This is a genomic window from Streptomyces sp. NPDC104202 (assembly GCF_055584185.1).
This window is the reverse complement of sequence record NZ_JBVJMN010000025.1, coordinates 68,563-87,558: the sequence shown is the minus strand read 5'-3', so window position 1 is coordinate 87,558 and position 18,996 is coordinate 68,563. Positions and strand designations below refer to the sequence as shown.

Genomic DNA, 18,996 nt, shown 5'->3' with positions numbered 1-18,996 from the left:
CCCCCTACCCATCAGTAGTTAGACATCCGAAAATTTTCTTTAGCGTAAGGAATGTTTGCAGGGTGCACCTCGTTGTACCCATGTGTCACGCAGTTCTCCACCAGGAGGATCAACTCAGACGAAGGGAGAAGCCTGTGCGCTTCGAAATCCTGCGACTCGACGACATCGACGGCACGCCCGTCGACCGGACCGTCGTGGACGCCGCCTCCGTCAACCGGATCGTGCAGCAGGCCGCAGCGATCGGCCAGCGCATCTGGATCCGCCCCGCCGAGACCGCGGCCTCGTAACAGGCCGGGTCCACCCCACGCACCGCGCCCCCGCACGGACTTCGCAAGAGCGGAATCCGTACGGGGGCGCAGTGGTGTCCGGGGCCGGCACGCGCGGCCGGCCCCGGTGGCCGCTCAGGCGTTCTGGATCACCTGGGTGACGCCGTTGATGATCTGCTGCACGGCGATCGCGGAGAGCATCATGCCGGCGAGGCGGGTGACCAGGACGACGCCGCCGTCCTTGATGACCCGGATGATCAGAAGCGAGTACCGCATGGTCAGCCAGAGGACGACGTGCATGGCCGCGATGGCGGCCCAGACGGAGACCTGCGAGGCGACGCCGTCGGCGTTCTGCACGGCCAGGATGACCGAGACGATCGCGCCGGGCCCGGCGAGCAGCGGCATGCCGAGCGGGACGAGGGCGACGTTCACGTCCTTGGTCTGCTTCGGCTCGTCGGTCTTGCCCGTGAGCAGGTCGAGCGCGATGAGCAGCAGCAGGAGACCGCCCGCGATCATCAGCGCGGGGACGGAGACGTGCAGGTAGTCCAGGATCTGCTGGCCCAGCAGACCGAAGACGGTGATGACGCCGAAGGCCACCGCGACGGCCTGCCAGGCCATCCGGCGCTGCACCTTGGCCGGACGGCCGGAGGTGAGGGCGAGGAAGATCGGGGTGATCCCGGGGGGGTCCATGATCACGAAGAGGGTCAGGAACAGCGAGCCGAAGACGGCGACGTCGAACACGGTGGGGTGCCTTGCGGGAGAGGTCGAACAGTGGGGTGTGATCCCCGGCCCCAGGAGCGGAACAAGGGATTCCGGAAGCGGGGCAGGGAGGAGGAGGCCGCTCCGCGCACGGACGGAGCCGTGACGGGGCGGACCGGGACGGGGAGGCGCTCGGGCAGGCGGGGACGGGCCTCGGTCCCGCATCGGAGACGGCGCGGGACCGGCCGGCCGGGAGGAGACCCCGGCGGGCCGGACGGCACCCCGGGCATCCGGGGCGGTCGGGGCACACGGAAGCCCTCCGGAACCGCTTCCGGAGGCCGGAGCCCTGGGCCCGGGCGGCGAGCGCGCCCTAGGCGGCGGATCCCCCCGCGCCGGGGACCGGGAAGGCCCCCGCCGCACGGCGGGTGATCTCGCCGTAGATCTCGGGGTCGGTGGTGTACTCGCCGAGGCGACAGGTCTTGCGGCTGCCGTGGTAGTCGCTGGAGCCCGTGGTCAGCAGCCCGAGCTCCTTCGCGAGCCCGCGCAGCCGCGCCCGCGTCGCCTCGTCGTGGTCCATGTGGTCGACCTCGACGCCGTCGAGCCCGGCCTCGGCGAGCCGGGCTATCGACGCCTCCGGCAGCACCTGGCCCCGCTTGACGGCGAGCGGGTGCGCGAAGACGGTGACCCCGCCGGCCGCCTTGACCAGCCGGATCGCGTCCACCGGGTCGAGCTCGTGCTTCCCGACGTACGCGCGGCCGCCGTCGGCGAGCCACGCGGGCGTGAACGCCCCCGACACGTCCGGCACGACGCCGAGCTCGACGAGCGCCTCGGCGACGTGCGGGCGGCCCACCGAGCCGTCGCCGGCGATCCGGGCGACCTGCTCCCAGGTGACGGGGACGCCGAGCTCCTGCAGCTTGCCGACCATGGCGCGGGCGCGCGGCACCCGGTCGTCCCGGACGAGCTCCCGCTCGGCGAGGAGCGCCGGCTCCGCCGGGTCGAAGAGGTACGCCAGCATGTGCAGGCTGACCCCGTCCATCCGGCACGACAGCTCGGCACCGGTCACGAGGGTCAGCCCCTCGGGCAGCGCCGCGATCGCCTCGGCATGGCCGCGGGTGGTGTCGTGGTCCGTCAGCGCGACGACGTCGAGCCCGGCCGCGGCCGCGTTCCGTACGAGCTCCGCCGGCGAGTCCGTGCCGTCGGAGGCCGTGGAGTGGGTGTGCAGATCGATGCGCACGACGCGGTACTCCGGGGGCTCGGCACGGACGAGGGACGCTCCAGCATAACGGGCGAATCGAACACGCCCGTACGGAACGTCACGACCGGGCGACCGCCCCGCGCACGGGTCCGGAAGACGCCCCCTGGGCCGTCTCTTCCGGATCTTGCCTGACCCGTGCCGCCCGGCAGGATCCGGAAGAGACGACCTAGCCGAGCAGGCGGGGGGTCAGGGCGCCGCAGGGCAGGAGCTCGACCTCGGCGCCGGCGTCGCGCAGGTCGGTGAGGACCAGCTCGTCGTACATGAGGAGGCCGGACTGCTCGGGCCAGACGATCGCCCACAGCCAGAGCCCGCGCGCCTCGCCCGCGAAGACCGCCCGGTCCTGCGGGGCGCCATTCACGTGCCAGAGCGGGGTGGGGCGGCCGGCGGCGAGCACCTTCGTCTGGGGCGGCTTGTCGATGGCCATGCCCGCGCCGGGATCGGGGCCGTCGATGCCGGCGTACCGGGCGCCGAGGCCGACGCCCAGCTCCTCGGCGACCAGGAGCAGCTCGCCGATCCCGCCGAGCGGTCCCGGCCCCGAGCACGCGACGGCCGTCGCACGGCCGCCGCTGCGGTCGTCACCCGCGTACGCGACGCCGGTGAAGAGCCAGCCGACGGGCAGGGGCCACGGCATCCACACCGGCACGTGGGAGCGGTGCACGACGACACCGAGCGCCTCGACGCTGGGGGGGATCACGGGCTGGAGCGGGTGCACCGAGCCGTGCACGTCACACTGCCAGGAGTCGGCGAAGAGTCCGGGCGCCCTGACCCGGCCACCGCACTTCGGACAACTGGGTTCGCCCCTCATAGGGCTCAACGGTCCTAGCTCTTCCGCCCCGCGTCAAGGACGTCCACGGACGATCACCCGTCCGGCCCGGGACGATCACCCCGGGTGGGCGGCGCCCTCCGGCCGGCGGCGGCGCGCGCCCGCGGCAGCGCCCGCCGCGTCAGTCCAGCTCCACCGACCGGCGCAGCGGATCGCGCAGGTCCGTCCCCCGGGCAAGCCACCGCTCCTCCAGGGCCTTCGCCCCGTGGACCCGCTTCCAGGCGGCCTCGTTGGAGGTCATGGGGAGCAGGGGCAGGAAGCGGACGGCGTCCATCGGCTCGTCGAGCTCCAGGTCCTCCACCAGGCCGCCGGACTCGGCGACCAGGACCGAGGCGAAGGGCGCGCCGGGCCAGAGGGGGTCGCCGACGTCCAGCGAGGCGCCGGGGGCCACGACCACCCCCTCGACCTGCGGGGTGGCGGCGAGGACGGCGAGCGGACGCAGCACCTTGTCGGTGTCGGCGAGTCCGGCCCGCACGCTGAGGACGAGCTCCGCGCGCGGGCCCTTCACCGGGTCGGCGAGCGCGGAGGTCGGATCGGCCATCGGCTGCGCGGACATCCCGAGGGTCGCGTACCGCACGAGGTCGCCGTCGACGAAGCGCAGCACCTCGATCCGGTCCGTGCCGAGGAAGGTCACCGCGGCCCGCGCGTCCGGTTCGCCGAGCGCCGTCCGCAGGCGGGCCTCGACCAGTGCAAGAACTTCTCCCATGCCGGGAGCATAGATCGCGTATGGAACGGGCAAAGTAAGGGATTGACCCTCTGTCGGCTGATAGTGTTGGCCACTGGTCGGGATTCCCGACTGCTCGTCACACGTCATCCCCGACAGGGGACCGGCCGGAGGAGGTGGGACTGCGATGGACCGAAGTCGATCGGGCAGTACCAGCCGCTCTTCCGCCGCTCCGCACCCCCGCCCGGTGCGCTCCCTCCGGTGACGTCCGGGTCCGGCACGGACCCGCCCCTCCGGTATCTCGCTCGACGGAAGAGCAATTCGCCTTTCCCTGTCTGTAGCGACCGCCGTCACCGCGCCCCTCCGGTGCCGCCCGCTTTGTGGACGACGTACCTCCCCGTCCCCATTCCGGGCTGTGCCACGTCTCGCGCCGACGGCCGATCCGTGAAGGAGCACGCCCATGTCCATGATCCGTGACCTCACCGCCGCCGTCCGCCCGAGCCTGCGGCACAGCCTGCGCAAGACGCCCACCACGTACACCTCGTACGACCCCACCCGCGACCACTCCGCCTCCAGCGCCGTCGTGGACTGCGCCGTCTACCGCGACGGGCGCAGGATCGACGACCGCGACTGCCTCACCCCGCGCGGCGCGATGCGCCAGGTACGGGAGAGCGGCGGCTTCGCGTGGATCGGCCTCCACGAGCCGACCGAGGCCGAATTCGCGGGCATCGCGGCCGAGTTCGGGCTTCACCCGCTGGCCGTCGAGGACGCCGTCCACGCCCACCAGCGGCCCAAGCTGGAGCGGTACGACGACACCCTCTTCACCGTCTTCAAGACCATCCACTACGTGGAGCACACCGAACTCACCGCGACCAGCGAGGTCGTCGAGACCGGCGAGGTCATGTGCTTCACCGGCCCCGACTTCGTGATCACCGTCCGGCACGGCGGCCAGGGCTCCCTGCGCAACCTCCGCCACCGTCTCCAGGGCGAGCCCGAGCTCCTCGCCAAGGGCCCCTCGGCCGTGCTGCACGCCATCGCGGACCACGTCGTCGACGGCTACATCGCGGTCGCCGACGCCGTCGAACTGGACATCGACCAGCTGGAGATCGACGTCTTCTCGCCCGCCGCGAAGGGCGCCGGCCGCGGCGCCGACACCGGCCGGATCTACCAGCTCAAGCGCGAGGTGCTGGAGTTCAAGCGGGCCGTCACCCCGCTGCTGCGCCCGATGCAGCTGCTCAGCGAGCGGCCGATGCGGCTCGTGGACCCCGACATCCAGAAGTACTTCCGGGACGTCGCCGACCACCTCGCGCGCGTGCAGGAGCAGGTCGTCGGCTTCGACGAGCTGCTGAACTCGATCCTCCAGGCCAACCTGGCGCAGGCGACCGTCGCGCAGAACGAGGACATGCGCAAGATCACCTCGTGGGCGGCGATCGTCGCCGTCCCCACGGCGGTCTGCGGCGTGTACGGCATGAACTTCGACCACATGCCCGAGCTGCACTGGCGGTACGGCTACCCGATGGTGCTCACGGGCATCATCGCGGTCTGCTTCACCATCCACCGCACCCTCAAGCGCAACGGCTGGCTGTAGATAGGCTTCGGCCATGACCGACACGCTGCTCACCGGCGCCCTCGTCGAGGAGGCCACCAAGAAGTCCGGCCTCGTCTGGGTGCGCGGCACCGGCCCCGCCCGCGCCCTCTGGCACGTCTGGCACGACGGCGCCGCGCACGTCGTCGGCGACGGCCCCGGCGAGCAGCCGCTCCCCGGCCTGGCCGACGGCGGCACGGCCGAGGTGACCGTCCGCAGCAAGGACAAGGGCGGCCGGCTCGTCGCCTGGACCGCCGCCGTCCGCGAACTCGCCCCCGGCTCGGAGGAGTGGGACGCGGCGGTCGCCGAACTGAAGGGCAAGCGGCTCAACGCCCCCGACGGCGAGGCGATGACGGCGCGCTGGGCCCGCGAGTGCCGGGTGCTGCGCCTGGACCCGCGGGAGTCGACCACCGAGCTGCCCGACGGCTCCCTGGCGGCCGTCCCGCTGCCCTCGGAGGCCGTCACCCGCCGCCCCGTGCCGGCCGCGCTCCCGAAGCTGCTGTTCGGCCGCAAGAAGAAGCGCTAGGAGCCCTCCCGCCGGAGGGCACACCCCCAGGGCCTGTCGTCAAAATCCCCTCTGCCCTGCGGGCAACGAGGGGATGGTGACGACACCCCCTAGGTGCGCGGCAGCTGCTTGCCGTAGTCGAGGGTCTCCTCCTTGGAGGGCTCGGCGAGCGGGAAGTCCTTGTCCCACTCGGAGAGGACCACGACGCCCGCTCCGCCGCCCCGGGCGAACCGCAGCGGGTACGGGGAGCCTTCCAGGGCCACGTCGAGGGTGCCGCCCTCGCCGTCGGCGCCGCCCTTGACCTTGACCGTGCGGATCCCGCCGATCTGGTCGCGGTCGCCCTTGACCGGCTCGCCATGCAGGCCGATCAGCCCGTCGAGGAGCAGCCCCATGTCGGTGAAGCCGCGCAGCTGCTTGTACGAGGGGTCGCCCTGCGGGACCTTCACGTACATGTCGTCGAGCTTGTCCGCGGCCTCGGTGTCGGCCTCCGTGGGCGCGTGGGTCGCCTTGTCGTCGTGGGACCAGAAGCCCGCGTCGGCCTTCATGTAGAGCGCGTCGCCGACGCGCAGCAGCTCGAAGGTGCTGTTCTTCGTCGTCACCGAGCCGGTGGCGCCGTCCTGCTTGAGCCGCATGTTCAGCTTGAAGGTGTCGCCCTTGCTGACCAGGGTGCCGGAGAGCCGTACCGCCTTCGCCGTGTCGGCCGCGGTCTGCGCCTTCTGCTCGATCTCGGGCGCGCCGAGCCTGCCGACGCCGTTCGTCCCCTCGTCCGGGTCGGCCGCGCAGGCCGTGAGCCCCACCGTCAGTCCGGCGCAGAGCGCCAGGGGCGCGACGGCCCTGCGGATACGCGACGACGGGGTGCGGACGGCCATCTGCGCTGCCTCTCGGTTCATGGGGGCGACGGGACCTGGCCCGTACGGGATGCCGGCGCGGCCGCGTTCCCGGCCGGGCGGAAGGGCCGGGTCCGGTGCGGGGGCCGCTGGGGGGGACGGCAGTCCGCAGCGTACCCGGGACCGGTGGCGGACCCCGCAGGCAGCCGTACGGAGGCACTGCCGGGGCGGGGCGGAACGCCACGGGCTAGCCTGAACCAGGCAAAGCCCTGCCCTCACCGGCAGGGCCGTCCGACGGCTCGAATCGTGCGGCACCGAGGAGGCGCGTGGCATGGCGGCAGGCGCCCCCCGGATCTTCGTCTCCCATCTCGCGGGTGTACCGGTCTTCGACCCCGTCGGGGACCAGGTCGGACGCGTCAGCGACCTGGTGGCCATGCTCCGGGTGGGCCGGCGGCCGCCCCGGCTGCTCGGCCTGGTGGTGGAGGTGCTCAGCCGGCGGCGGGTCTTCGTCCCGATGACCCGGGTCACCGGCGTCCAGTCCGGCCAGGTCATCACCACCGGCGTCGTCAACATGCGCCGGTTCGAGCAGCGCCCCACCGAGCGGCTGGTCCTCGGCGAGCTCCTGGACCGGCGCGTCCGGCTGGTCGAGGACGACGAGGAGGTCACCGTCCTCGACGTGGCCATCCAGCAGCTGCCCGCCCGGCGCGACTGGGAGATCGACAAGGTCTTCGTCCGCAAGGGCAAGGGCGGGGTGCTGAGCCGCAAGGGCGAGACGCTGACCGTGGAGTGGTCGGCCGTCACCGGCTTCTCCCTGGAGGAGGACGGACAGGGCGCCGAGAACCTCGTCGCCACCTTCGAGAAGCTCCGCCCCGCCGACCTGGCCAACGCCCTGCACCACCTCTCCCCCAAGCGGCGCGCGGAGGTGGCCGCGGCCCTCGACGACGACCGGCTCGCCGACGTCCTGGAGGAGCTGCCGGAGGACGACCAGGTCGAGATCCTCGGCAAGCTCAAGGAGGAGCGCGCCGCCGACGTCCTGGAGGCCATGGACCCCGACGACGCCGCCGACCTGCTGTCGGAGCTGCCGGAGGAGGACCAGGAGCGGCTGCTGACCCTGATGCAGCCGGACGACGCGGCCGACGTGCGGCGCCTGCTGGCGTACGAGGAGCGCACGGCGGGCGGTCTGATGACGACCGAGCCGATCGTGCTGCGTCCGGACGCCACCGTGGCGGACGCGCTGGCCCGGGTGCGGCAGCAGGACCTCTCCCCCGCGCTCGCCGCGCAGGTGTACGTGTGCCGGCCGCCGGACGAGACGCCGACCGGCAAGTACCTGGGCACGGTGCACTTCCAGCGGCTGCTGCGCGATCCGCCGTTCACGCTGGTGAGCTCGCTCGTGGACAGCGACCTGCCCCCGCTCGGCCCCGACACCCCGCTGCCGGCCGTGACCAGCTACCTGGCCGCGTACAACATGGTGGCGGCGCCGGTGGTGGACGAGAGCGGTTCGCTGCTGGGCGCGGTGACGGTCGACGACGTGCTCGACCACCTGCTGCCGGAGGACTGGCGGGAGACCGAGTTCCACGAGGAGGGGGCCCCGCATGGCGGCTGAGCGCACACAGGACCGGGAGCGGGAGCGCGAGCGGGCGGTGCCCCGCATCCGGCTCGACCTGCCGCGGGAGCGGCGGGCCAGGCTGCTGCCGGAGTACGACCCGGAGGCCTTCGGCCGGCTCTCGGAGCGGATCGCCCGGTTCCTGGGCACGGGACGGTTCCTGGTCTGGATGACGCTGACGGTCGTCGTCTGGATCGGCTGGAACATCTTCGCGCCGCCGTCGCTGCGCTTCGACGAGTACCCGTTCATCTTCCTGACCCTCGCGCTCTCGCTCCAGGCCTCCTATGCGGCGCCTCTGATCCTGCTCGCGCAGAACCGGCAGGACGATCGGGACCGGGTCAATCTCGAACAGGACCGGAAGCAGAACGAGCGGTCGATCGCGGACACCGAGTACCTGACCCGGGAGATCGCCGCGCTGCGGATGGGCCTGGGTGAGGTGGCCACGCGCGACTGGATCCGCTCGGAACTCCAGGACCTGATCAAGGAGCTGGAGGAGCGCCGGGATCTATTCCCGTCCGCCGACGGCCGGGGAAGTGACGTACCCGACCGTTGACAGCTCTTTCATGGGCCGGTGGTCGGCGCCGTACCATCGTCGGTATGGCTACGGAAGACGCGGTGCTCGAAGCACTGGCGACGGTGAACGACCCTGAGATCAACAAGCCGATCACTGAGCTCGGCATGGTCAAGTCGGTGGAGATCGAACCGGACGGCAGGGTCGCCGTCACGGTCTACCTGACGGTCTCCGGCTGCCCGATGCGCGACACCATCACGCAGCGCGTGACCGAGGCCGTCTCCCGGGTCGAGGGCGTCACCGGCGTCGATGTCTCGCTGGACGTGATGAGCGACGAACAGCGAAAGGAGCTGGCCGCGGCGCTGCGCGGCACGGGCGCCGAGCGCGAGGTGCCGTTCGCGAAGCCCGGTTCGCTGACCCGGGTGTACGCGGTGGCCTCCGGCAAGGGCGGTGTCGGCAAGTCGTCCGTCACCGTGAACCTGGCCGCGGCGATGGCCGCCGACGGCCTCAAGGTCGGTGTCGTCGACGCCGACATCTACGGCCACAGCGTGCCGCGGATGCTGGGTGCCGACGGACGGCCCACCCAGGTCGAGAACATGATCATGCCGCCGTCGGCGAACGGCGTGAAGGTCATCTCCATCGGCATGTTCACCCCGGGCAACGCCCCGGTCGTGTGGCGCGGCCCGATGCTGCACCGCGCGCTCCAGCAGTTCCTCGCGGACGTGTACTGGGGCGACCTGGACGTCCTGCTGCTCGACCTGCCGCCGGGCACCGGCGACATCGCGATCTCCGTCGCGCAGCTCGTGCCGAACGCGGAGATCCTCGTCGTCACCACCCCGCAGCAGGCGGCCGCCGAGGTCGCCGAGCGGGCCGGCTCGATCGCCGTCCAGACCCACCAGAAGATCGTGGGCGTCGTCGAGAACATGGCGGGCCTGCCCTGCCCGCACTGCGACGAGATGGTCGACGTCTTCGGCACCGGCGGCGGCCAGAAGGTCGCGGACGGCCTGACGCAGACCACCGGTGCGACGGTGCCGGTCCTCGGCTCCATCCCGATCGACGTCCGGCTCCGCGAGGGCGGCGACGACGGCAAGCCGGTCGTCCTGTCCGACCCGGACTCCCCGGCGGGCTCGGCCCTGCGGGCCATCGCCGGCAAGCTGGGCGGCCGTCAGCGCGGCCTGTCGGGCATGAGCCTGGGCATCACGCCCCGCAACAAGTTCTAGGCGCGGTACGGCTGAGGGGCGCCCCGGGGGTCCGGGGCGCCCCTCAGCCGTGTGCTCAGGCGTAGGCGTCCAGATCGGCGATCTGGGAGAAGCCGAGCCCGTAGGCGCTCATCCCCCGCCCGTACGCCCCGATGTGGACCCCGTGGGCCGATCCGGCGAGGACCCAGCCGAACTCGGTCTCGCGGTAGTGGAACGGCACCGGCACGCCGTCCACGGGCAGCGACAGCGTCGACCAGTCGGGCCCTTCGAGGTCGTCGGCGAGCTCGAAGGCCGTCTCGGTCTGCTGGTCCAGCCAGTTGTCGCGCGTCGCGTGGTCGAGCGAGGCGGGCCAGGTGTGGACGAGCAGTCCGGAGCCGGCCAGCCAGGCCGCGGAGGAGACGGTGGTGGCGTCCAGGACCCCCGTGCCGTCGCCGGTGCGGCGCACCGGGCTCGCCGCGACCGTCACGACGACGGCGAAGCGCTCCTTCTCCACGCCGCTCGCGTCCGTCTTTATCGACGGCGTGTCACCGTGCCCGGTCGACCCGTGCTGCACGCTGCCGTCCGCCGCCGTGCCGACCTGCATCAGCCAGCGGGGCCCGGTGAACGCCTCGTCGAGGCCGTACCAGGCGAAGGACGCACCCAGGTAGCCCTCGGCGGTCCGCCGGGCCGTGGGTACGCTCTCCGCCCGACTCGTGGTCTCCATCTCGGCAGCCTCCTCGTTCCGTCAACAGAGGGAGGATAGCCACCGGGACGCGTCGGGTCGGTGACAGCCCGTCGTCAGGTCGCGTCGGAGTCGTACGGAGGACGCTCGCCGGTGTCCGGCTTGTCCTGCTTCTTCAGCAGGTCCGGAGTGCCGTTGGCCGGGGAGCCGTTGACGGCGGATCCGTTCACCGCGGCGGGCGCGGCGGCGCGGCCGTGGACCGCGTCGGCGACGTCGTTCATCTCCTTCTTGAGGTCGAAGCTGCCGCGCAGCTCCTTGAGCTCCCGGAGGTCCTCGTTCTGCTCCATCTGCTTGCGGAGGAACGTCTTGGGGTTCAGGTCCTCGAACTCGAAGTCCTTGAAGTCCGGGCCCAGCTCGCTGCGGATGTCCTCCTTCGCGCTGTCGGAGAAGTCACGGACCTTCCGGATGAAGCGCGAGACGTCCTGGATCACCTTGGGGAGCTTGTCCGGCCCGAAGACGAGCACGGCGAGCACCACGAGGGCCACCAGCTCGAGTGCGCCTATGTCGCTGAACACCTAGTAGCTCCTTCACGCCGGTCCAGGGCCCGGTCCACGGTACCCGCCGAAATAGCCGGACGGGTACCTTGCGGCGTCCGTCACATGGCCCTCAGGTGCCCTGGGAGGAGCCCAGGGTCAGGGTCTTTGTCAGCTCTTTGCCGTTGCGGGTCAGCGTGAGCTCCAGCGCGTCGCCGGGACGGTGGGCGCGGATCTTCACGATCAGCTCCTCGCCGTTGTGCACGCGCTGGCCGTCGACCTTGGTGATGACGTCACCGGGCCGGAGCCCCGCCTTGGCGGCCGGGCCGCCGGGCGTGACGGACGCGGAGCCGTCCTTGCCCTTCTCGCCGACGCGCGCGCCGTCCCCGTTGAACTGCATGTCGAGGCTGACGCCGATGACCGGGTGGGTCGCCTTGCCGGTGTTGATGAGCTCCTCGGCGACGCGCTTGCCCTGGTTGATCGGGATCGCGAAGCCCAGGCCGATGGAGCCGGGCTGGCCGGCGCTCTCGCCCTCGCCGTCGCCGGAGCCGCCGGCGGCGCGGATGGCGCTGTTGATGCCGATGACCCGGGCCTTGGAGTCGAGGAGCGGCCCGCCGGAGTTGCCGGGGTTGATGGGCGCGTCGGTCTGGAGCGCGTCGACGTAGCTGATGTCGCTGCCGTCGCCCTTCTCGCCGCCGGCGGTGATCGGGCGCTCCTTGGCGCTGATGATGCCGGAGGTCACCGTGTTGGAGAGGTCGAAGGGGGCGCCGATGGCGACGACGGGGTCGCCGACCCGGACGTTGTCGGAGTTGCCGAGCGGCAGCGCCTTGAGGCCGGAGACGCCGGTGACCTGGACGACGGCCAGGTCGTAGCCGGTGTCCTTGCCGACGAGCTTGGCGCGGGCGGTCTCGCCGCTGGAGAAGGTGACCGTGATGTCCTCGGAGGACGCGGCCCCGTCGACGACGTGGTTGTTGGTGAGGATGTGGCCCTTGGTGTCCAGCACGAAGCCGGTGCCGGTGCCGGAGGAGCCGCTGCCGCGGACGTGCAGGGTGACCACGCCGGGCAGGGCGCTGGCGGCGATCCCGGCGACGCTGTCGGGGGCCCGGTCGGTGTCGCCGGCCTCGGCCTGCGGCAGCTCGACGGTGGTGAGGCCGCCGTTGCGCTCGACGTAGGCGCCGACCCCGCCGCCGATGACGCCGGTGATCAGGGCGAACACCAGCGCGCCCGCGACCGCGAGGCCCTTGCGGGACTTCTTCCGGGGCGCCGGCTCGAACGCGAACCCGGGACCGCCGGCGCCCCAGGGGTCGTACTGCGTCCACGGCGAGCCCTGGGCCCCCGGCGGCACGGGCGGCCCCTGCGGGTGCGGCTGGGGCTGCGGGGGCCCCTGCGGGTGCGGCTGGGGCACCGGCCCGCCGTGCTGCGGCGGTACGGGGGCGGGCGGGCGCTGCACCGGCGGCGCCGGGGCCCACGGGCCGGGCTCGCCGTAGGGCGGCGTGCGGTACTCGTCGGGCGTGTGCAGCGGCTGAGCCGGGGGCGCGGGGTCCGCGGGCGCGGCCTCGGCGTGCCCGGCGGACTCCGCGGGGCTCCCGTCGGCCGGGGGCTGCGCGGCGGGCGCCGGCTTCGTCAGCCCGACGGCCGGTGCGCTCGCCGGGGTGGCCGCCAGGGGCTCCGAGGTCAGCGGCTGGGGCTCCGTCAGCCGGAAGCCGGAGTCCTGCTCCGTCTCCGGCTCCGGCTGCGTCTCCGTCAGGTCGGCCGGCGCGCCGTCCGCCGCGTCCGGCGCCGCGGACGACCGGGGCGCGGGCAGCGGGAAGTCACCGTCGCCGTCCTCCGACGGCGGCGGTGTGGGTATCCGTGCCGCTTCCGGTGTGCTCGTCGACGGCCGGCTCCACCAGTTCGGCTTCCCGTTGTTCATGCTCTCCCCGCAACCGCTGACCCGTCCGCGCCCCTGGGTCGGGCGCCCGTCCCTGGATTCAACCAGGTCGCGGGTCAGCGGGGGGAGCCGAGCGGTCCCGTCACCGGAGCGGATGCCGGGGCGGGGCCGGGACCGACGGCGGGCCGGAGGGCCGGTGCCTTCGGCCGGACGAACGGCGAGAGGGGGAGGTACGACTGCGTCACCGGGCTCCGGAAGCCCACCGCGACCAGGGGCGTGGCCGCGGAGCGCACCGCGTCGGGCGGTACGGCGCCGGACGGGACGGTGCCCGGGGGCACCGCCACGGGCCCGTGGGGCAGGGCCGCCGGGGCGAGCGGGGTCAGGGGCTCGGCGGCCACGGACTGGGCGCCGTAGCGCTCGCCGGACCGCGTGCCGCGCGAGGTGCCCGGGGCGTAGCCGCCGCCCGCGCCGCCGCCGCCGGTGGAGCGCAGCGGGGTGACCGCGGTGCCGGTGCCCTGGCCGCCGCGCGCGCTCGCGTTCACCGACGCCTCGATCGGCAGAGTGCCGCCGAGGGCGATCGCCGCGAACGAGACGGCGCTGGCCGCGGCGAAGGCGAAGCGCCTGCCCCGGCCGGAGGTCCCGGAGGAGCGGTCGCCGACGTCGTGGATGCGGAAACCGGTGCCCCGGTGCGGGGTGACGACCGCGGCGGTGGCGAAGCCGTCGGTCTTGACCCCCCGGCCGCCGAGCAGCTCCCCGAGGGGCCCGCCGGGGCCGCCGCCCGAGGGGTCGCCGGGTCCGCCGGGGAGCCCCTGGAGCCGGGCGAGGAACCCTTCGGAGGGCGGTGGCGGAGCCGCGGAGGCGAAGACGCTCTTCAGGGTGCGCTGCGCGTCGGCCTCCGCCTTGCAGCGGGCGCAGGTCGCGAGGTGGGCCAGGACCCGCTCGCGGGCGTCGTGACCGAGTTCGCCGTCGACGAGCGCGGCCAGCCGGTCCCCCAGGTGGTGCTCGGCGGGGGTCGGCGACGTGGGACGGGTGTCACTCACGCTGTCCCCGCCTCCCATCCGACGGTGGCCAGCGCACGCTCCGCCCGGGCCTCGGGCGAACGGTGCTTGAGGGCCTTGCGCAGGTGCGAGCGCCCGCGGTGGATCCGGCTGCGGACGGTGCCGAGCTTCACGCCGAGGGTGGCGGCGATCTCCTCGTACGACAGTCCTTCGATGTCGCAGAGGACGACGGCGGCACGGAACTCGGGCGCGAGGGTGTCCAGCGCCTGCTGGACGTCGGCGTCGAAGTGGGTGTCGTTGAAGACCTGCTGGGGCGACGGCTCCCGGCTGGGGAGCCGCTCGGCAGCGTCGTCGGCGAGCGCGTCGAAGCGGATGCGCTGCTTGCGGCGGACCATGTCGAGGAAGAGGTTGGTGGTGATGCGGTGGAGCCAGCCCTCGAAGGTGCCCGGCGTGTACGTCGACAGCGAGCGGAAGACGCGGACGAAGACCTCCTGCGTCAGGTCCTCGGCGTCGTGCTGGTTGCCCGTGAGGCGGTAGGCAAGGCGGTAGACGCGGCCACTGTGCGTGCTGACGATCTCCTCCCAGGTGGGAGGGGTCCACGCCTGCGATTCCGCATCCGATGCGAAGGTCGCGGTGGTGGGAGCGGAGTCGGTGGTGCGGAAACGGTCAGCGGTGTCGGTCACGGATTTCGGCTCACCCGCCGACCTGAGAAGACGCCGAAGCCTTCCTCCCCGATCCCCAGGCGCAGCCGCACCTCCCCTGTCGGCTCTGGTGGTGTCCAGTGGAGCCCCTACCATAGCCACCTCGCCCGTTAGCTCCGGATAAGAATCTTTACGCGAATTTGGAACCGGCTCGCCCGGCTGCCCCTGCCGCGTCTCTCCACTGGTGAACGCACGGTCCCATCAGCGGGTTCCCGCTGACAGCGGATACAGTCACCGTTGCGTCAACTACGGGGACAGGAGAGGGCCATTACCGCCAACCGGCAGACGAGCTGGTCGTTCGCCGACGCCTTCGTCGCCGAGGACGAAGCTCTGCGCTGGGCCCGTGAGCGGGCCCGGGAGGCAGGGCTGCCCTCGGTGTCCCCGGGCACCGGCGGCGCGCTGCGTCTGCTCGCGGCGACGGCGGACGCCAAGGCGGTGGCGGAGATCGGCACCGGCACGGGCGTGTCGGGCATCTACCTGCTGCTGGGGATGCGGCCGGACGGGGTCCTGACGACGGTGGACCTCCAGCCGGAGCGCCAGCAGCTCGCCAAGACGGCCTTCCGGGCGGCGGGCTTCGCCGGCAACCGGGCCCGCTTCATCCCGGGCCGCGCCCTGGACGTGCTGCCGCGCCTCGCGGACGGCGGGTACGACCTCGTGTTCTGCGACGGCGACCGGCTGGAGTACCTGGACTACCTCGCTGAATCGTTGCGCCTGCTGCGACCTGGGGGTCTCGTCTGCTTCGAGGGGGTCTTCGCGGACGGCCGCACGGTCGACTCCGGAGCCCAGCCCGCCGAGGTCCAGCGGGTCCGCGAGCTGCTGAGGGCCGTGCGGGAGAGCCAGGAGCTGGTGGCCTCCCTGCTGCCGGTCGGCGACGGACTGCTCTGCGCGGTCCGGCGCGGCTGACGCTCGCCCGGAGCCCGTCTCCGGCCCCGCCCGGAGCTCGTCTCCGGCCCGGCACCCGTGCCCTCACCGTTCCTCCGGCGCCGGACGCACCGCTGCCCCGGTACGGCGGACCGTACCGGGGCAGCGGATGGGGTTCGTGGAGGGAAGGTCAGCCGACGACCTTCTTCAGGGCGTCGCCCAGCGCCTCGGCCTCGCCCGGGGTCAGCTCGACGACAAGCCGACCGCCGCCTTCGAGCGGTACGCGCATGACGATGCCCCGCCCCTCCTTGGTCACCTCGAGCGGGCCGTCACCCGTCCGCGGCTTCATGGCCGCCATGCTTGTTCCCCTTCCTGAAACCAGCTCATCGTCAGCCGGGCAGCTCCTTGCATGGAGCACGCGTCACCGGCTTCGAACACATTGCTTCCAGGTCATTATCCCGCATCACAGGACCCGATGACCAACATCGATCTGCATCGCTTCCGCAACGCGCTCTCTCAAAACCACATAATTCGGCGACCGGCCTGCGATACTTCGCCGCTCGGCGTCCGGCGGGGACCCCCGGTTCTTTGACGCAGCTCACATGTGCGGGACGGGTGATCTCCGACATGCTGGGCAGGTCAACCACGCAATGAGGCGAAGGGATCCCGATGGCCGACACGGTGCTGTACGAGGTGAGCGAGGGTCTCGCCACCATCACGCTCAACCGGCCCGAGGCCATGAACGCGATGAACGTGGCGGCGAAAGTCGCCCTCCGGGACGCGGCGGAGACGGCCGCGGCGGATCCGGCCGTACGGGCGGTGCTGCTCACCGCGGCCGGCGACCGGGCGTTCTGCGTCGGCCAGGACCTCAAGGAACACGTGGGCCTGCTCATGGCGGACCACGAGTCCGGAACCAGCCAGACCATGAACACGGTCCGTGACCACTACAACCCGATCGTCAAGGCGCTGACGGGCATGGCCAAGCCGGTCGTGGCCGCGGTGAACGGCGTGGCGGCGGGGGCCGGCTTCGGTTTCGCGCTGGCGGCGGACTACCGGATCGTGGCCGAGACGGCCGCCTTCAACACCTCCTTCGCGGGCGTCGCGCTCACCGCCGACTCGGGCATGTCCTGGACGCTGCCCCGGCTGATCGGCCACAGCCGCGCCTCCGACCTGCTGCTCTTCCCGCGGTCGATCGGCGCCCAGGAGGCGTACGAGCTGGGCATCGTGAACCGGCTCGTCCCGGCCGCCGAGCTGGCCGCCGAGGCCGAGAAGGTGGCCCGGACCCTCGCGGAGGGCCCGACGGTGGCCTACGCGGCGCTGAAGGAGTCCCTCGCCTACGGCGCGGACCACTCGCTCGCCGAGGCCCTGGAGAAGGAGGACGAGCTCCAGACCCGGGCCGGCGCGTCCGAGGACCACACCATCGCGGTCCGCGCCTTCATCGCCAAGGAGAAGCCCCGCTACCTGGGCCGCTGAGGCCCGTCCCGGGGCGGCCGGCCCCGCCGTCAGTCCCCGTCCGGGGCCGCCGGCCGGCCGCCGCCCCGGGCCACGCAGTCCGTCAGGTGGTCGTCGACCAGGCCGCAGGCCTGCATCAGCGCGTAGGCCGTGGTGGGGCCGATGAAGCGCAGGCCGCGCTTCTTGAGGGCCTTGGAGAGGGCCGTGGACTCGTCGGTGACCGCCGGGACGTCGGACAGTGCCCGCGGGGCGGGGCGGGTCTCCGGGTCGGGGGCGTACGACCAGATCAGCGTGTCGAGCTCGCCAGGCTCCCAGCCGGCGAGCAGGCGCGCGTTGGCGAGGGTGGCGTCGACCTTGGCGCGGTTGCGGATGATGCCCTCGTCGGCGAGGAGCCGCTCGCGGTCCGCGTCCCCGAACCGGGCCACCGCGGCGATGTCGAAGTCCGCGAAGGCGCGCCGGAAGCCCTCGCGGCGGCGCAGGATCGTGATCCAGGACAGGCCCGACTGGAAGGCCTCCAGGCAGAGCCGCTCGAAGAGGGCGTCGTCGCCGCGGACCGGCCGGCCCCACTCCTCGTCGTGGTAGGCCACGTAGTCCTCGGTCGACAGCCCCCAGGGGCAGCGCAGCAGCCCGTCCGGGCCCGGGACCGCGTCTCCGGCCGTCACGCCCGGTCCTCGCCCCGGTCGCCCTGGCCGGAGTCGCCCGCGGACGCGCCGGCGAGCGCCTCCTCCAGTTCGGCGATCCGCGCGTCCCGCTCGGCGATCTCCGCGCCCAGCCGGACCAGGACGTCGTCCACGTCCGCCATCCGGTAGCCGCGGGCGGCGACGGGGAGGCGCAGCGCCTCGACGTCGGCGCGCTCCACCGGGCGGGCGGCCGGGAGGGGGTCGACCAGCTGCTCGGGCGCCACCTCGGGCAGCACCTCGCCGTCGCCGCCGCCGACCACCGCCAGGGTCACCGCGGCCACGACCACGACCATCGTGATGAGCAGAAACCAGAACACCTGCGCGCCTCTCCCCGGAGTGGAAATCGTCCCGAGCCGATCGTGCCATGCGCCACCGACGGTTAGGGTCACAGGCGAACGGACGCGAGGGAGGACAAAAGGGATGCTGCGCTTGGGACGGCGTGAATTCGGGCCGCACGAGCCGGTGATCATGGCGATCGTGAACCGGACGCCCGACTCCTTCTACGACCAGGGCGCGACCTTCCGGGACGAGCCGGCGCTCGCCCGGGTCGAGCAGGCCGTGGCCGACGGCGCGGCGATCATCGACATCGGCGGGGTGAAGGCGGGCCCCGGCGAGGAGGTCACGGCCGAGGAGGAGGCGCGGCGCACGGTCGGTTTCGTCGCCGAGGTCCGCAGGCGCCACCCGGACGTGGTCATCAGCGTGGACACCTGGCGGGCGGACGTCGGCGCGGCGGTCTGCGAGGCCGGCGCGGACGTCCTCAACGACGCCTGGGGCGGGGTCGACCCGGGCCTCGCGGAGGTGGCGGCGAAGTACGGCGCGGGGCTCGTCTGCACCCACGCGGGCGGCGCCGAGCCGCGGACCCGGCCGCACCGGGTGGAGTACGAGGACGTGATGGCCGACATCCTGCGGGTGACGGTCGGGCTCGCGGAGCGGGCGGCGGCGCTCGGCGTCCGCCGGGACGCGATCATGATCGACCCGGGCCACGACTTCGGGAAGAACACCCGGCACAGCCTGGAGGCGACGCGGCGGCTCGGCGAGATGACCGGCACCGGGTGGCCGGTCCTGGTGTCCCTGTCCAACAAGGACTTCGTCGGCGAGACGCTGGACCGGCCGGTCAAGGAGCGGGTCCTGGGCACCCTGGCGACCACGGCCGTGTCGGCCTGGCTCGGCGCGCAGGTGTACCGGGTGCACGAGGTGGCGGAGACGCGCCAGGTCCTGGACATGGTGGCGTCGATCGCCGGCCACCGCCCGCCGGCGACGGCGCGCCGCGGGCTGGCCTGACGGAGGGCGGGGGCGCCGGCGG

General features: G+C 73.0%; 22 protein-coding genes. 9 read left to right on the top strand and 13 right to left on the bottom strand.

Going from position 1 to position 18,996, the window contains the following annotated elements:
* The first annotated feature begins 134 nt into the window (after positions 1-134).
* Positions 135-287 carry a hypothetical protein gene (locus ACZ60W_RS18280; RefSeq protein ID WP_366310179.1) on the top strand — a complete coding sequence of 51 codons (153 nt, stop codon included), beginning with the start codon at positions 135-137 and terminating at the stop codon, positions 285-287.
* A gap of 114 nt (positions 288-401) precedes the next feature.
* Here ACZ60W_RS18280 and ACZ60W_RS18275 read toward each other — a convergent pair whose 3' ends face one another.
* From ACZ60W_RS18275 to ACZ60W_RS18260, 4 genes are all read right to left on the bottom strand, one after another.
* Entirely contained in the window at positions 402-1,007 is a 606-nt protein-coding gene (locus ACZ60W_RS18275) for a MarC family protein (protein WP_469756336.1), read from the bottom strand.
* Between the two features lie 328 nt (positions 1,008-1,335).
* On the bottom strand, positions 1,336-2,199 hold the full coding sequence (locus tag ACZ60W_RS18270; protein ID WP_469756335.1) for a PHP domain-containing protein: 864 nt from the start codon (positions 2,197-2,199) through the stop codon (positions 1,336-1,338).
* Positions 2,200-2,386: 187 nt separating this feature from the next.
* A complete protein-coding gene (locus ACZ60W_RS18265; RefSeq protein WP_361850597.1) occupies positions 2,387-3,025 on the bottom strand; it encodes a DUF6758 family protein in 639 nt (212 codons plus the stop codon).
* Between the two features lie 139 nt (positions 3,026-3,164).
* Positions 3,165-3,749, bottom strand: coding sequence for a suppressor of fused domain protein (locus tag ACZ60W_RS18260; RefSeq protein WP_469756334.1), 585 nt, complete (start codon positions 3,747-3,749; stop codon positions 3,165-3,167).
* Positions 3,750-4,167: 418 nt separating this feature from the next.
* Here ACZ60W_RS18260 and ACZ60W_RS18255 point away from each other — a divergent pair, with 418 nt between their 5' ends.
* Together ACZ60W_RS18255 and ACZ60W_RS18250 are read left to right on the top strand one after the other, a co-directional pair.
* On the top strand, positions 4,168-5,295 hold the full coding sequence (locus ACZ60W_RS18255) for a magnesium and cobalt transport protein CorA (protein WP_469756333.1): 1,128 nt from the start codon (positions 4,168-4,170) through the stop codon (positions 5,293-5,295).
* A gap of 13 nt (positions 5,296-5,308) precedes the next feature.
* Positions 5,309-5,818, top strand: a complete 510-nt coding sequence (locus ACZ60W_RS18250; protein WP_469756332.1) for a hypothetical protein — start codon at positions 5,309-5,311, stop codon at positions 5,816-5,818.
* Between the two features lie 89 nt (positions 5,819-5,907).
* On the opposite strand, the gene ACZ60W_RS18245 is transcribed toward ACZ60W_RS18250, so the two are convergent.
* Entirely contained in the window at positions 5,908-6,666 is a 759-nt protein-coding gene (locus ACZ60W_RS18245) for a hypothetical protein (RefSeq protein WP_469756346.1), read from the bottom strand.
* A gap of 289 nt (positions 6,667-6,955) precedes the next feature.
* Between ACZ60W_RS18245 and ACZ60W_RS18240 the strand changes: the two genes are divergently transcribed.
* From ACZ60W_RS18240 to ACZ60W_RS18230, 3 genes are read left to right on the top strand one after another with little or no spacing between them, the layout of a single operon-like run.
* Positions 6,956-8,227, top strand: coding sequence for a magnesium transporter MgtE N-terminal domain-containing protein (locus ACZ60W_RS18240; protein WP_469756331.1), 1,272 nt, complete (start codon positions 6,956-6,958; stop codon positions 8,225-8,227).
* Positions 8,217-8,780, top strand: coding sequence for a DUF1003 domain-containing protein (locus ACZ60W_RS18235; RefSeq protein WP_469756330.1), 564 nt, complete (start codon positions 8,217-8,219; stop codon positions 8,778-8,780). Before ACZ60W_RS18240 ends, ACZ60W_RS18235 begins: the two co-directional genes overlap by 11 nt.
* A 44-nt stretch (positions 8,781-8,824) precedes the next feature.
* On the top strand, positions 8,825-9,958 hold the full coding sequence (locus ACZ60W_RS18230) for an Mrp/NBP35 family ATP-binding protein (RefSeq protein WP_469756329.1): 1,134 nt from the start codon (positions 8,825-8,827) through the stop codon (positions 9,956-9,958).
* A gap of 55 nt (positions 9,959-10,013) precedes the next feature.
* Here ACZ60W_RS18230 and ACZ60W_RS18225 read toward each other — a convergent pair whose 3' ends face one another.
* The 5 genes from ACZ60W_RS18225 to sigE all read right to left on the bottom strand — a co-directional run bounded on the left by ACZ60W_RS18225 (position 10,014) and on the right by sigE (position 14,796).
* On the bottom strand, positions 10,014-10,640 hold the full coding sequence (locus tag ACZ60W_RS18225; RefSeq protein ID WP_469756328.1) for a hypothetical protein: 627 nt from the start codon (positions 10,638-10,640) through the stop codon (positions 10,014-10,016).
* Between the two features lie 74 nt (positions 10,641-10,714).
* Positions 10,715-11,173, bottom strand: coding sequence for a sec-independent translocase (locus tag ACZ60W_RS18220; RefSeq protein WP_469756327.1), 459 nt, complete (start codon positions 11,171-11,173; stop codon positions 10,715-10,717).
* Positions 11,174-11,264: 91 nt separating this feature from the next.
* Complete coding sequence (locus ACZ60W_RS18215) at positions 11,265-13,043, bottom strand: S1C family serine protease (RefSeq protein WP_469756326.1); 1,779 nt, start codon at positions 13,041-13,043, stop codon at positions 11,265-11,267.
* 74 nt (positions 13,044-13,117) lie between these two features.
* Entirely contained in the window at positions 13,118-14,041 is a 924-nt protein-coding gene (locus tag ACZ60W_RS18210) for an anti-sigma factor family protein (protein WP_469756325.1), read from the bottom strand.
* Complete coding sequence (sigE, locus tag ACZ60W_RS18205) at positions 14,038-14,796, bottom strand: RNA polymerase sigma factor SigE (protein WP_469756324.1); 759 nt, start codon at positions 14,794-14,796, stop codon at positions 14,038-14,040. The genes ACZ60W_RS18210 and sigE overlap by 4 nt, the downstream gene beginning before the upstream one ends.
* Before the next feature lie 141 nt (positions 14,797-14,937).
* Between sigE and ACZ60W_RS18200 the strand changes: the two genes are divergently transcribed.
* Positions 14,938-15,603 carry an O-methyltransferase gene (locus tag ACZ60W_RS18200; RefSeq protein ID WP_469756323.1) on the top strand — a complete coding sequence of 222 codons (666 nt, stop codon included), beginning with the start codon at positions 14,938-14,940 and terminating at the stop codon, positions 15,601-15,603.
* 148 nt (positions 15,604-15,751) lie between these two features.
* Here the strand turns inward: ACZ60W_RS18200 and ACZ60W_RS18195 are convergent, their stop codons facing one another.
* The gene (locus tag ACZ60W_RS18195; protein ID WP_017239934.1) at positions 15,752-15,919 is read right to left on the bottom strand and encodes a DUF3117 domain-containing protein; all 168 of its coding nucleotides are present in this window, start codon (positions 15,917-15,919) and stop codon (positions 15,752-15,754) included.
* Positions 15,920-16,230: 311 nt separating this feature from the next.
* Between ACZ60W_RS18195 and chcB the strand changes: the two genes are divergently transcribed.
* Complete coding sequence (chcB, locus tag ACZ60W_RS18190; protein WP_469756322.1) at positions 16,231-17,034, top strand: 2-cyclohexenylcarbonyl CoA isomerase; 804 nt, start codon at positions 16,231-16,233, stop codon at positions 17,032-17,034.
* A 29-nt stretch (positions 17,035-17,063) separates the two neighbouring features.
* Here chcB and ACZ60W_RS18185 read toward each other — a convergent pair whose 3' ends face one another.
* The gene (locus tag ACZ60W_RS18185; protein WP_469756321.1) at positions 17,064-17,675 is read right to left on the bottom strand and encodes a DNA-3-methyladenine glycosylase I; all 612 of its coding nucleotides are present in this window, start codon (positions 17,673-17,675) and stop codon (positions 17,064-17,066) included.
* Entirely contained in the window at positions 17,672-18,010 is a 339-nt protein-coding gene (locus tag ACZ60W_RS18180) for a hypothetical protein (protein WP_469756320.1), read from the bottom strand. Before ACZ60W_RS18180 ends, ACZ60W_RS18185 begins: the two co-directional genes overlap by 4 nt.
* A 103-nt stretch (positions 18,011-18,113) precedes the next feature.
* Here ACZ60W_RS18180 and folP point away from each other — a divergent pair, with 103 nt between their 5' ends.
* The gene (folP, locus tag ACZ60W_RS18175) at positions 18,114-18,974 is read left to right on the top strand and encodes a dihydropteroate synthase (protein WP_469756319.1); all 861 of its coding nucleotides are present in this window, start codon (positions 18,114-18,116) and stop codon (positions 18,972-18,974) included.
* The last annotated feature ends 22 nt before the right edge of the window (positions 18,975-18,996 follow it).

What these genes read in the sequence shown, in the direction of transcription:
- ACZ60W_RS18235 (WP_469756330.1), top strand. Translation starts at nt 8,217, where the DNA reads ATGGCGGCTGAGCGCACACAGGACCGGGAGCGGGAGCGCGAGCGGGCG.
- ACZ60W_RS18265 (WP_361850597.1), bottom strand. Translation starts at nt 3,025, where the DNA reads ATGAGGGGCGAACCCAGTTGTCCGAAGTGCGGTGGCCGGGTCAGGGCG.
- ACZ60W_RS18260 (WP_469756334.1), bottom strand. Translation starts at nt 3,749, where the DNA reads ATGGGAGAAGTTCTTGCACTGGTCGAGGCCCGCCTGCGGACGGCGCTC.
- ACZ60W_RS18225 (WP_469756328.1), bottom strand. Translation starts at nt 10,640, where the DNA reads ATGGAGACCACGAGTCGGGCGGAGAGCGTACCCACGGCCCGGCGGACC.
- folP (WP_469756319.1), top strand. Translation starts at nt 18,114, where the DNA reads ATGCTGCGCTTGGGACGGCGTGAATTCGGGCCGCACGAGCCGGTGATC.
- chcB (WP_469756322.1), top strand. Translation starts at nt 16,231, where the DNA reads ATGGCCGACACGGTGCTGTACGAGGTGAGCGAGGGTCTCGCCACCATC.
- ACZ60W_RS18195 (WP_017239934.1), bottom strand. Translation starts at nt 15,919, where the DNA reads ATGGCGGCCATGAAGCCGCGGACGGGTGACGGCCCGCTCGAGGTGACC.
- ACZ60W_RS18255 (WP_469756333.1), top strand. Translation starts at nt 4,168, where the DNA reads ATGTCCATGATCCGTGACCTCACCGCCGCCGTCCGCCCGAGCCTGCGG.
- ACZ60W_RS18215 (WP_469756326.1), bottom strand. Translation starts at nt 13,043, where the DNA reads ATGAACAACGGGAAGCCGAACTGGTGGAGCCGGCCGTCGACGAGCACA.
- ACZ60W_RS18240 (WP_469756331.1), top strand. Translation starts at nt 6,956, where the DNA reads ATGGCGGCAGGCGCCCCCCGGATCTTCGTCTCCCATCTCGCGGGTGTA.
- sigE (WP_469756324.1), bottom strand. Translation starts at nt 14,796, where the DNA reads ATGGTAGGGGCTCCACTGGACACCACCAGAGCCGACAGGGGAGGTGCG.
- ACZ60W_RS18250 (WP_469756332.1), top strand. Translation starts at nt 5,309, where the DNA reads ATGACCGACACGCTGCTCACCGGCGCCCTCGTCGAGGAGGCCACCAAG.
- ACZ60W_RS18245 (WP_469756346.1), bottom strand. Translation starts at nt 6,666, where the DNA reads ATGGCCGTCCGCACCCCGTCGTCGCGTATCCGCAGGGCCGTCGCGCCC.
- ACZ60W_RS18230 (WP_469756329.1), top strand. Translation starts at nt 8,825, where the DNA reads ATGGCTACGGAAGACGCGGTGCTCGAAGCACTGGCGACGGTGAACGAC.